Annotated in this window: 9 protein-coding genes; 2 read left to right on the top strand and 7 right to left on the bottom strand. The window is 67.8% G+C overall.

Going from position 1 to position 12,123, the window contains the following annotated elements:
- Positions 1–10 precede the first annotated feature (10 nt).
- The 4 genes from B7R21_RS17050 to B7R21_RS17065 all read right to left on the bottom strand — a co-directional run bounded on the left by B7R21_RS17050 (position 11) and on the right by B7R21_RS17065 (position 5,994).
- Positions 11–1,174 carry a zinc-dependent alcohol dehydrogenase gene (locus B7R21_RS17050; protein ID WP_216364284.1) on the bottom strand — a complete coding sequence of 388 codons (1,164 nt, stop codon included), beginning with the start codon at positions 1,172–1,174 and terminating at the stop codon, positions 11–13.
- Positions 1,171–3,732: an ATP-binding cassette domain-containing protein gene (locus B7R21_RS17055; protein WP_116284453.1), complete on the bottom strand. Its 2,562-nt coding sequence runs from the start codon at positions 3,730–3,732 to the stop codon at positions 1,171–1,173. The genes B7R21_RS17050 and B7R21_RS17055 overlap by 4 nt, the downstream gene beginning before the upstream one ends.
- A gap of 67 nt (positions 3,733–3,799) precedes the next feature.
- Positions 3,800–4,906 (bottom strand): substrate-binding domain-containing protein, encoded by a 1,107-nt coding sequence (locus B7R21_RS17060; protein WP_216364285.1) that lies wholly within the window; start codon positions 4,904–4,906, stop codon positions 3,800–3,802.
- A 56-nt stretch (positions 4,907–4,962) separates the two neighbouring features.
- Positions 4,963–5,994, bottom strand: coding sequence for an ABC transporter permease (locus B7R21_RS17065; protein ID WP_116284454.1), 1,032 nt, complete (start codon positions 5,992–5,994; stop codon positions 4,963–4,965).
- Positions 5,995–6,222: 228 nt separating this feature from the next.
- Between B7R21_RS17065 and B7R21_RS17070 the strand changes: the two genes are divergently transcribed.
- Entirely contained in the window at positions 6,223–7,305 is a 1,083-nt protein-coding gene (locus tag B7R21_RS17070) for an SDR family oxidoreductase (RefSeq protein ID WP_253259880.1), read from the top strand.
- 36 nt (positions 7,306–7,341) lie between these two features.
- Here the strand turns inward: B7R21_RS17070 and B7R21_RS17075 are convergent, their stop codons facing one another.
- Entirely contained in the window at positions 7,342–8,595 is a 1,254-nt protein-coding gene (locus B7R21_RS17075) for an ATP-binding protein (RefSeq protein ID WP_116284456.1), read from the bottom strand.
- Positions 8,596–8,715: 120 nt separating this feature from the next.
- Positions 8,716–9,354: a TetR/AcrR family transcriptional regulator gene (locus B7R21_RS17080; protein WP_116284457.1), complete on the bottom strand. Its 639-nt coding sequence runs from the start codon at positions 9,352–9,354 to the stop codon at positions 8,716–8,718.
- A gap of 62 nt (positions 9,355–9,416) precedes the next feature.
- On the opposite strand from B7R21_RS17080, the gene B7R21_RS17085 reads away from it, so the two are divergent.
- Positions 9,417–10,085 carry an NAD(P)-dependent oxidoreductase gene (locus tag B7R21_RS17085; protein ID WP_116284458.1) on the top strand — a complete coding sequence of 223 codons (669 nt, stop codon included), beginning with the start codon at positions 9,417–9,419 and terminating at the stop codon, positions 10,083–10,085.
- Positions 10,086–10,095: 10 nt separating this feature from the next.
- On the opposite strand, the gene B7R21_RS17090 is transcribed toward B7R21_RS17085, so the two are convergent.
- Positions 10,096–12,117 carry a glycoside hydrolase family 127 protein gene (locus tag B7R21_RS17090; RefSeq protein WP_116284459.1) on the bottom strand — a complete coding sequence of 674 codons (2,022 nt, stop codon included), beginning with the start codon at positions 12,115–12,117 and terminating at the stop codon, positions 10,096–10,098.
- Positions 12,118–12,123 lie beyond the last annotated feature (6 nt).

Consider the following 12,123-nt stretch of genomic DNA (forward strand, 5'->3'; position numbering starts at 1 on the left):
TGCCGGGCTTCTACAACCAGGGGTCGATCAGAATCTTGCCATCGACCTGGCCCGCGGCCAAACGATCGAGCTGGGTTGCCAGCTCGTCGAGGGGCACCACCCGCTCGATGAGCTCCGTGCCGAGGGTGGTCGTGGCCAGGATCGCGAGGGCTGCACCGAGGTCTGTGGCGCAGACGTGCGCCAGGGACGAGTCGAGCGTGATCTCACGGAACACGAGCGAGTGCACGTCGAGCGTCGGCTGCACCTTCGGTAGTCCGACAGCAAGCACGCGGCCGCCGTTCCGCACCAGCGAGACGGCGGCGGCGAGCTGGCCGGGAGCACCGCTCGCCTCGATCACCACATCGGGCCGGGCACCACTGAACGACGCCTCGACGTCGATCGCCAGAGCGTCGGACGGGCTCACCACGTGGTCGGCACCGAGGCGGAGTGCCCGATCCTGTTTCGGTCCGGCGAATTCGACGACGGTGACGTCGACTGCGACGAGGTGCTTCAGGCCCGCGAGCACGAACGACGCGATCGCGCCGCCGCCGATCACGAGCACCCTGTCGCCGTCGACGGCTCCGGAGCGCCGGGCGGCGTGGATGCCCACGGCCAGCGGTTGCGCGAGACCGGCCACATCGGGCGAGACTCCGTCGGGCACCGCGGCGAGGGTGCGCGCGGGCACGGAGACGTACCCGCCCATGCCGCCGTCGAGGCTCAGCCCGAGCGTGTAGTAGTTCTCGCACATGTTCGTGCGGCCCTCGAGGCAGCGAGCGCACTCCCCGCACCAGACGCCGGCGCCGCTCGCCACGAGGTCGCCGACAGCGAGCGCTGCTGCAGCCGCGACATCCAGAGCCCCACCGGCGCCGGGAAGCGACTCGCCGGGCAGCGACACGATCTCGCCGACGAACTCATGGCCGAGCACCATCGGGCCGTGGTGGTGGGTGACGGGGTGCGTGCCCTGCACGGGGAACACCTTCGGGCCGACCGACCACTCCGTGGCATCCGTGCCGCAGATGCCGGAGCGCAGTACCTTCACGAGCACCTCGCCGGGGCGGGCGACGGGCACGGGAACCGAGGCGATGCGGATGTCGTGCGGCCCGTGGTAGAACGCCGCACGCATGGTGTCGGGGGCAGCGGATGCAGCGGCTGCCGTGGACACGGCGGCGCGAGGCGATGAAGCGGAGCCGCTCATCCGAGGGCCTCCAGCTTCTTCTTGCGCGAGCGGGCGACGGAGTACAGCACCGCCGCCGCGAGGATCAGCACGCCCTGGAAGATGTACTGCCACATCTGGGAGAGGCCGAGGAAGGTGGTCGCGTTCAGCACCTGGATCAGCAGGATCGAGCCGAACAGCGTGCCGATGAAGGTTCCGCGCCCGCCGAGCAGCGAGGTGCCGCCGAGCACGACCGCGGTGATGCTGGTGAGCGTGTAGCTGACGCCCTGGGCGGGGTCGCCCACACCGATCTGCACCATCAGCATGATCGCACCGAGGAAGGCGAAGATCGACGTCAGCATGTAGGCCAGCACGACCGTTCTGTTGATGTTCACACCGATGCGGCGGGCCGATTCCTCACTGGATCCGGTTGCCCGCAGGCGCCGGCCCCAGCGCGAACGGCGGAGGGCGAACTCGAGAGCGACGGCCACGACGACCAGCACGATGAAGGCGATCGGTACGGGGCCGACTTTCGTGGTCATGACGGCGGTCATACCGGCGCCGATGTAGCCGTCGGGCGAGTCGCGGAGCAGGAAGCTGAGGCCCTGCAGGCCGATGTAGAGCGTCAGTGTCGCCGCGATGGCGGTGAACTTGCCGAACCGGATGAGCGCACCGTTCACGAACCCCGTGGCTATCGCGATGACGAACATCAGCACCAGGCCGAGGGCGACGATCGAGAGCGGTTTGTCGTCATTGAAGAAGAACGACCCGACCACCACCAGGAACCCGGCCAGCGGCCCGACCGAGAGGTCGATTCCACCGATGATGAGGGCGATCGTCTGGCCAAGGGCGATGAACCCGAGAGCGGCGACGAGCGTCAGCACCGAGTAGATGTTGAACGCCGAGAGGTACCGGGCGTTCTGGCTGAAGATGAAGGCGCCGAGCAGCACGATGATGCCGACCAGCAGCACGGTGGGCGCGTAGTCGCCCTGCACGAAACGGCCGAAGCCCTCCGACCGCACCTTCGTACCGGCCAGGGGCCGCTGCGTGCGGACGGTCGGAACCTCGACCGTGTGCGTCGTCGAGCTGACGGCCGCGCGCACGATGCGCTCCTCGGTGATGTCGTCGCCCACGATGAGGTCGACGGCGTGGCCGCGCGACATCACGATGACCTGGTCGCAGAGTCCTTCGAGCTCCTTGGCGTCGGAGGAGGCGATGATGACCGGGATGCCCGAGGCCGACACCTGGCGGAGGATCTTGTAGATCTCGAGCCGGGCGCCGACATCCACACCCTGGGTGGGCTCGTCGGCCACAACGATGAGCGGCTCGCTGAGCAGCGCCCGCGCCATGACGACCTTCTGCTGGTTGCCGCCCGAGAGGGAGGAGACGACCGCATCCATCGCGGGCGCCTTGACGTTCAGCGAGTCGAGCGTGCTGCCGACCTCGGAGACCTCGCGGGGTGAGCTGAGGAAGAGGAACTTCTTGAACTTCGACAGCGCAGAGACCGCGGCGTTCTCCTGCACGGTGAGGGTCATCATCAGGCCCTCGCGGTGCCGGTCGGCCGGCATGTACCCGGCGCGGTGCAACAGCTCGCCGGGGGTGACCGCGCGGTCGCCGACCGTCGCTCGGCCGGTGAACGCCTCGAGGCCGGCGAGGGCCCGCAGCAGTTCGCTCTGGCCGTTGCCGACGACACCGGCCACCCCGAGGATCTGGCCGCGGGTCGTGGAGGCGTTCACGTCGGCGAACCCGGCGGCGGTGAAACCGTCGAGCACGAAGTTGATGGGTTCGTCGCCCGTGGGCTGGTGCTTGGGCGGGAACGTCGACTCGAGCTTCCGGCCCACGATGAGGGCCAGCAGTTCGTCGTCGGTGATCTTCGCGACATCCGCTGTTCCGCGGAAGCGACCGTCTCGCAGAACGGTGACCCGCGTGGCGAGCTGGCGCACCTCGGCCATGCGGTGGGTGATGTAGATGACGGAGGTACCCTCGGCGACGGCGGTGCGCACCCGGGCGAACAGCAGGTCGACGGAGTCCTGGCCAAGAGGTGCGGTGGGTTCATCCAGCACCAGGATCTTCGGCTTCAGCGCGAGCGCCTTCGCGATCTCGAGCAGGTGTTTCTGGGCCACGGTGAGGGATTCGACGCGGTCGCGGAGGTGCGCGGTGAGACCCACCTCGGCGAGCATCCGCTGGGCGATCTGCTCGACGGAGGCCGTGGCATCCGACCCGCCGGCGAAAGCCGACGCCGGGAGCGCCACCTGCAGGTTCTCGAGCACGGTCATGTCGGGCAGCACAGCGGGGTGCTGGTGCACGATGGCGATTCCGGATGCGGCGGCGAGGGCCGGCGACAGCACCTCGATGCTCTCGCCGCCCACCCGGATTGTTCCACTGTCAGGCTGCACGGTACCGGAGGCGACGTTCATGAGCGTCGACTTGCCGGCACCGTTCTCCCCGAGGAGGGCGTGTACTTCCCCGGGGAGAACGTCGAACGAGACGTTCTCCAGAGCCACGACGCCGGCGTAGGTCTTCGTGATGTCGCCGAGCGAGAGTGTCGGAACCGACAGCACCACGGGGTCTTCCGCCTTCGCGTACGTCTGATTGTTCAAGAGATCACCTTTGGTTCCTGTGCAGCGGGGGTCGTACTTCTTCGGTCGTTCTGCTTCTTCGGTCGTTCTACTTCTTCAGCAGGGCGGCCTGGTCGGCAGCGGGCATCTCGGCCGAGAGGAAGATGTCGCCCGGCAGGTCGGACTTGCATTCGACCGGGTTGGGGGTGCTCGACACGGAGTCCTCGAAGATCGGAGCCTCGAACTTCGTGGTGCTCGGCAGCTGGCCGCCGGTCGCCTTCGCAACGGCGTACTGCACCGCGAGGCGCACGTTGTCATTGCCGGTCGCGACCGTCATCATCTTGAAGTCGGGGTTGGCCGCCTTGTTCTGCTCGTAGAAGCAGCCGAGCGAGTTGCCGTCACTGGTGACGAGGGCCGGGATGCTGCGTCCGCTCTTCTGGAACTCGGGCAGGGCGCCCAGCAGCGACGGGCCGAAGTCCGACACGATCACGTCGATCTTCGGGTTCTTGGCGATGGCCGCCGTCAGAACCTGCTGCGAGAGAGCCGGGTCCCAGTTGGTGGGCTCGAACGGGGTCTCGCCGACGAACTTGTACTTGGCCGGGTCGAGGATGCCGGTCATGGCGTTGTATTCGTCCTCGCCCTGGCTGTTGCCCTTCGGCCCGCTCATGAACAGGATGTTGCCGCCGTCGGGCAGGTTCTTCTCGATCCAGTTGGCCCAGTTGGTGCCGTCCTGGCTGAAGTCGGCGCCGATCCAGGCGTCGTAGTCGACGCCGTCCTTCCCGCCCGGGTTCACGCGGTAGGGCACCGTGACGACGCCGGCCTGGTAGGCGCTCCGGAGTGCGGGCAGCATGGCCTCGCCGGCATCCGGGAACACGACCAGAGCATTGACACCCTTGGCCACCATGCCCTGGATGTCGGAGATCGACTTCTGCGTGTCGCCCTGGCCGTCGGCGTATTCGTACTTCGTGACGCTCGGGCACTTCTTCACTTCATCCGCGCCGGCAGCGGTGGTGATCAGGCGCCAGCTGTTGCCGCCGAAGCCATCGAGCAGGCCGAGGGTGATCTGCTTCGGGCCGCACCAGGAGGGTGCGCCGGCGACCGTGCCGGTGGGGACCGGTGCGTCGGCGCCCGGTGCGCCGCTGCTGCAGGCGCTGAGCGCAACGGCGCTCAGGCCGAGGGCGACAGTGAGGGACAGGATCCGTTTGCGAATCATCATGGGTCGTTCCTTCTGCTTGGTGCGGCTTCTCTGCCGCAGGTGATGTGACTGCTCTGTCAGGCTGGTGAGGGAGTGGGCTTGGGTTTGGTGGATCTGGTGCTGCTGCCGAACCGGGCGCGCACGCGCGACCAGTCGATTGTGTAGAGCGCGACGCCGACGGCGAGCGCTGCCGCCTGCACGAGGGTGCGCACGGCATACGGCACACCCACGGCGAGGTTGAACTGGTCGAGCTGGCTGAGGAAGACGGCTGCGACCACGGTGGCGAGCGGGAAACCGCGGCCGCCGAGCAGGGAGGTTCCGCCGAGCACCACGACGGCGACGGCGGGGATCAGGTAGGTGTTGCCCTGGAACGCGGTGGGCTGGGCCGTGATGCCGGCCAGCAGGATGCCCGCGATGCAGTAGAGCATCTGGCCCCAGACATAGGCGGCCATCTGGTGCACCCGCACGCGCAGGCCGGTCGCCCGGGCCGCCACGGGGTTGGCGCCGATCGCCTCGAAGCGGCGCCCGGCGACGGTCTTCTTCACCAGCAGGATGACGACGACCGCCACGGCGGCCGCGAAGAACACGGAGTTCGGGACGCCGAACGAGAGCCCTCCGGCGACCGACTGCAGGAGCCTGGTGGTCGTGGTGGGCGAACCGCCGGAGATGCCGAGCACCGCCGCGAACAGGAGCGCGTTGGTGCCGAGCGTCGCGATGATCGCGTTGAGGCCGAGTCGACCGACGAGGAACCCGTTCAGGAGCCCTGCCGCGGCCGCGAAACCGAAGGCCAGCAGGATGGCGGGAACCAGTAGCGCGTTGTCACCGTTCGGGATGCGGCTGACGATGACGATCGCCAGCGACACGGCGCCCGGAACCGACAGGTCGATGCCGCCCTGCTGCACCACGAGCATCTGGCCGAGGCCGACGACCGCGAGCACGGAGGCGAACGGGAGCATGCCGAGAACGGCGCCCTGTGAGAGACTCGACGGCGCGAGCAGACCGCTGGCGACGAGGAGGATGACGAGCGCGACCCCGACCGTGATGAGGCCCTTCGACGCGCGACGACTCGGGCGCTTCAGACCGCTGACCTGCCGCTCCATTGCGTACATACCTTCTCCTGCTGCTGTGGGTCGACACTCTCGACAATGAGCTACAACGTTGAGTGTAGCTTTACAGACTGCCCTCAGTGTTCACAAGGGCTTGTCGATAACGGTTTGCTGGGAGCGACTCAGTCCCCAGACAACCGAAGAGAGCATGACGCGCTTTCACAGTGTGTAGTACAGGTGTACATTTCTCTAGTACGCACCGCGCGGATCCACAGAGAGGTCGACCCCACCGTGACTGACACCACCACCACCCGACGACGAGCGCTCGTCGTCGGCGCGACCGGCATTGCCGGCCAGAGCGTCGCACGCCAGCTCGTCGAACTCGGTTGGAACACGTTCGGCCTCTCGCGCGGGGGCGTCTCGCTCACCCCGGGAGTGACGCCGGTTGCCGCCGACCTGCTCGACCCCGTTTCCCTCCAGGCGGCCGTCGACGACCTCTCCCCCGAACTCGTCATCATCACGGCCTGGATGAAGAAGGACAGCGAGGCCGAGAACATCGAAGTGAATTCGGCGACGGTCCGCAACATCCTCGCCGCCCTCGAGCCCGCAGGCTCGGTGAGGCACGTCGCTCTCGTCACCGGCCTGAAGCACTACCTCGGCCCGTTCGACAACTACGCGACCGGCGTCATGGCCGACACCCCCTTCAACGAGGACGAACCGCGCCTGTCGTCGCCGAACTTCTACTACAACCAGGAGGACGAGGTGTTCGCCGCCGCTCGGCGCATGGGCTTCACCTGGAGCGTGCACCGCGCCCACACCGTGTTCGGCTACGCGGTCGGCAACGCGATGAACATGGTGCTCACCCTCTCGGTCTATGCCACCCTCTGCCGCGAACTCGGCCTGCCGTTCATCTTCCCGGGCTCCGCCACGCAGTGGAACGGCGTCACGGATGTCACGGATGCCGACCTGCTCGCCGAGCAGCTGATCTGGGCCGGCACCACGCCGGCCGGCGAGAACGAGGCCTTCAACATCGCCAACGGAGACGTCTTCCGCTGGCGCTGGATGTGGCCGCGCATCGCCGAGCTCTTCGGCGTGGAGCCTGTCGGCTTCGAGGGAGAGCCCCGCCCGCTCGACGGTCGGATGTCGGGCATGGCCGAGGCCTGGGCCGGCATCGCCGCGCGCGAAGGGCTTGCGGAGACCGACATCACCCGCCTCGCGTCGTGGTGGCACACCGACAGCGACCTGGGCCGGAACATCGAAGCCTTCACCAGCATGAACAAGAGCCGTGATGCGGGTTTCATGAACTACCGCACCAGCTTCGACAGCTTCGCCGACAAGGTCGCCCGCTACCGCGAGGCCCGCATCATCCCCTAGCGGCCGCTCTCGGGTGTCATGCCGTTTTCCAACGCATCAGGGCCTGAGCGCAGTGATCGGCACGACATGCACGCCATCAGGTCGACGGCCGGCGCTGCCAGTCGCGGTGATCACGATGAGAGCCACTGGCTCTCCTTGCCGCCCGGTATCGATGCGTTGAGCGAAGTTGAGCAGGCTCGCAGCCGCCTTGTCGACGTCGCGTTGGCCCATCTTGATCTCAACCGCCGCCCACCGACCGCCGGAAAAAGTAATGATGGCATCGACCTCATTTCCATCCTCGTCTCGCCAGGTGTCGATACGCCCCCCGAGCGACTGCGCGTAGATGCGAAGGTCGCGAACCACCAGTGCTTCGAAGTGATACCCAGCGGCTTCAAGGTCGTTCAGTAGGTCCACACTGGACACGCCCAGCGCGGCCGTTCCGATTGACGGATCAACGAAGTACCGAGTCATTGTTGCGCGCAGCCGAGCGCGCGATCTCATGTGTGGTTGCCACGCCTCGGAGTTGTCGAGCAGACGCAACCGCTCCAGCGCGTCGAGATGGCTATAGATCGTGGCCGGGGCAATGGGCCCTCGGTCACCTCCGGCATCAGCGGCAATGGCACGAGTCGCAGGACTGTGGGCGACGAACCTGCCGAGGGAGGCGATCACACGATTCAGCGTTCGAGGATCGCGTCTTCCCACGAAGGAGGGAATGTCGACGTCTATGACTTGTCTGAGATACCCGGACAGCCATCGACGTGCTGCGGTTTCATCAGAATCGAGAAGGTCGGGCCAGCCGCCGATCACTATTCGCTCCATGAGTTCTGGCACGGTGAGGCCGCTGTCCCCGCCAGGTTGGACGGCTCCACCGAGAAGCCGTTCAAGAGAAACTTCGCCGTTCGAATGTCCCGTTTCGAACAGGCTCATCGGTCGCATCTGGAGGATTCCAAACCGGCCTGCGCCCGAATGCCTGTCGACATCGTCACGGGGCGTCGCCGATCCGGTGAGGAGAAACATTCCGCGCTCGCGTCCTGCGGTATCGACTGCGTGCCTCACGCTGTTCCACAGATCGGGAGCCACCTGCCATTCGTCGAACAGGATCGGGGTCGTTCGCTTGAACAGGAATTCCGGATTCAATTCGAGCGACGCCCGCGCTGTCGGGTCCTGATCCATGGAGAAGACCGTCGACGCTACCCGAGATGCCGTGGCAGTCTTCCCGCAAGCCTTTGGACCCTCGACAAGGACGGCGCCCACAGCTTGCCGGAGATCAAACAATTCGGCATCTGCAATACGTGAGCGATATTCAACCATTGTGAAACCATACACTGTGCGACCCTCGAACTGAACAGATTACGGAAAGCAAAGTGAACACATTGCGGTGCGCCTCACCGGTCAGCGAGATTCTTGGCGAAGGACCGCCAGCTGTCTCAGCTATGCCGGCGAATGCAGGAGGCGGATGCCGAGGCCTGAGGCGAGGAGGGCGGCGGCCGCGTCGGCGACGATGGTGTCGCCCTGGGCGCGGGTGATGCGACTGGAGGTGATGAGGGTGGCGGTGCCCTGCATCGTCGCGGCGAAGAGGAGCTTGAAGCGAAAGCGCAGCTCTGCGGGCGAGTCAGCAGGGCCCACAGGCGCGCCCAGCTCGGCAGGGCCGCCGGACACGGCGGGCATCGCGCCGTCGAGGGTGTCGAAGAGGCGAGCAGCCGCAGCCTCGAGCGCCGGGGTGGGGTGGTTCGACTTCGCAGCGAACATGAGTTCCATGAGGGTCGCATCGTCGACGCCGAAGTCGACGTAGGCGCGGCCGACACGGCGGAAGCGTTCCTCGAACGAACCCGGGGTTGCGATCGCCGCACCGACCTTCTCGGTGAGGCGGGCGAAGCCCTGCTCGGCGAGGGCGTCGAGCAGGGCCTGCTTGTCGATGAAGTGGCTGCGAGGGGCGCCGTGGCTCACCCCGGCCCGACGGGCGAGCTCGCGCAGTGACAGCCCGTCGACACCGCCCTCCCGAAGCACCTGTTCGGCCTGTTCGAGCAGCACCGCGCGGAGGTTCCCGTGATGGAAGGGCCGCGATGTCATACCCTGAGTCTACCCCCGGACTAGACATTGACTATTTACTAGACACTGTCTAGTCTGGCGACATGACTTCACCGACAGAACCCCAGACCTTCCTCGTGTTCGGCGCCACCGGGCAGACCGGGCAGCACTTCACCTCGCTCGCACTCCAGGCCGGACACCGGGTGCGGGCCCTCGCCCGTACCCCCTCCAAGCTCACCCTCGAGCATCCCGATCTCGAGGTGATCCGCGGATCGGTGAGCGACACGGCCGGGGGCGTCGACCTCGACGACCTCGTGCACGGCACCGACATCGTGGTCTCGATGCTCGGAGACGTCGAGCAGCAGAGGGAGCAGAAGATCAACACCGAATTCGTGCGGCGCCTCGTGCCCGCGATGCGGAGGAACGGCGTGAAGCGGTTCCTCTACCAGGCCGGCGGGCTGAGCAAGGCTCCGGGACGGCCACTGTCACCGGCACTCTGGGCCATCAGGAAGACGCTCGCCCGCGGCTACGACGGCCAACACAGGGACAACGAAGCCGTGATGGAGTACCTGACGAACGAGGCGCCCGACATCGAATGGATGGTGCACCGGGCCGGCATCGGATCGAACGGTGCCTCGAAGGGCGTGCTCGAACGATCGACCCGCCGCCCGAGCATCGGCACCTTCAGGGACTGCGCCGCCTACAACCTCCGCACGGTGATGGATGCTGCGGCCATCCACACCGCGGACTTCAGCAAGTACCGCGCGGCCTGACCGCCGCACTTCAGGTGGTCGGGGCGACGGGGAGCCAGACGCGCATCGTGGAGGGCCCGCGGTTGGCCCAGGCGAAGTACGGGGTCAGCAGCACCTCGCGCGGCCGACCGGTCTCCGGGGGAACGGGAGCACCCGGCGCGTACGGCCAGGAGGCGTCGTCGGCCACGTCGTCGGCGCGGAGCGCGATGGCGGCCAGGGCGCCCGTCGGTGTCGAGCGGAGCGGCCTGCTCAGGTCGAGCTCAGCCTGCTCGGTGCTCGATGCCACACCCGGGGCCCCGGCCTCACCGGAGGCACCGGCCACGCCCGGGAGGTCAGTCACACCCGGCAGGTCGGGCGACTCCAGGGCCAGCACGAGGGGCCCTCGCTCGATGGCGACGGTTCCGCGCACGGCGTCGATGCGGGGGTGCGGATGCACGATCCGGGGCTCCATCGGGAGGTGGAGCGTGAACACCTCGCCGGCCGCGAAGGTGCGCGCGACCGTGACCGAAGCGCCGCTGATGCGGGTGGTCGCGCCCGCGACCGTGAGGGTCGCGGCATCCTGGGCCCACGACGGAACCCGCAGGGTGATCGCCGCCGTCACGGGCTCGAGTACGGTGACCGAGATGTCGCCGTCGAAGGGGTAGCCGGTTCGGGTCTCGAGGGCGACGATCCGCCCGTCGGGCAGGGTCGTGCGGATGGCGGCGTCTGCGTACTGGTGCAGCTGCACGCCCGTGGCGTCGGCGGTGGCGAAGTACAGCGCGACGCTCGCGAGCGTGCGCGCCACATTGGTGGGGCAGCACGAGACCTCGAACCACGGCGCCCGGAGGCTCGATTCCGCCCGCTCGCTGAGCACGCCGTCGGCAGGTGAGGCGCCGGCGGTGCGCTGCTGCAGGGGGTTGGTGTAGAAGAAGGCGCGCCCGTCTTCCCGCGGGGAGGCGAGCACCGTGTTGAGCAGGGTGCGCTCGATGAGGTCGGCGTAGGCCGGGTCGCCGGTCTCGAGGAGCAGCCGCCAGCTGAGCATGACCGAACCGATGCCGGCACAGGTCTCCGAGTAGGCGCGATCGGCGGGGAGTTCGTAGTCGTCGCCGAACGCCTCGTCCTGGTGGTGGGATCCCATTCCGCCGGTGATGTAGGTGCGCCGGGAGACGGTGTTCCTCCACTGCAGGGCGACGGCGTCGGCGAGGTCGCGGTCGCCGGTCTCGGTGGCCACGTCGAGGGCTCCGCTCGCGAGGTAGAGGGCGCGCACCGCATGGCCGCGGAGCACGGTGGCGTCGCGCACGGGCAGGTCGTCCTGGAAGTACTCGTGCCCGAACAGGATGGTGGTGGCGAGAAGTCCCTTGCCGCGGCGCTCGATGAAGAGGCGGGCGAGTTCGAGGTAACGCGGTTCGTCGAGTGCTCGGGAGAGTTCGGCGAGCGCCACCTCGATCTGTGGATGCCCGCAGATCGCCGATCGTCCGTCGGGGCCGAATTCGCGGTAGACGTGGTCGGCGAGCCGCCGGGCGACGTCGACGAGTTCGTCGTCGTGTCCGCCGCGGAGCCGCGCGACAGCGGCCTGGAACAGGTGGCCGAAGCAGTAGAGCTCGTGCCCCCACTCGAGGTTCGAATAGCGGCCCGGCTGCCCCGGATGCCCGAAGCTGGTGTGCAGGTAGCCGTCGGGCTCCTGGGCCGCGGCGACCCGGGTGACGAGGGCCTGGTAGCGGGCATCCAGAGCAGGCGACGGGCGCCGGGCCAGCTCCCAGGCCATCGCTTCGAGCAGTTTGTAGATCTCCGAGTCGACGAACTCGATGCCGGAGTGGGCGCGGCCGACGGTGCCGTCGACGACGCGGTCGAAGTTGGCGCTCCAGCCGATGCGTTCCATCCACGATTCGCAGTGGGCGAGGATGACGTCGGCGTTCAGGGTCTGGCGCTCGCCCCAGAATCCGCCGTCGACGCTGATCTCGTCGGGACCGAGGGGACGAAGGCGCGAGCGCGAGGGCGCGACCGGGCCGCCGCGCAGGGCCAGCCCCGGGCCGGCGCTCGAACCGCCGCCCGGGGGCCGAGAGGGCAGGGTCACCGCGAC

It is taken from the genome of Subtercola boreus (assembly GCF_003399625.1).
In the GTDB taxonomy this organism is placed as follows: Bacteria; Actinomycetota; Actinomycetes; order Actinomycetales; family Microbacteriaceae; genus Subtercola; species Subtercola boreus_C.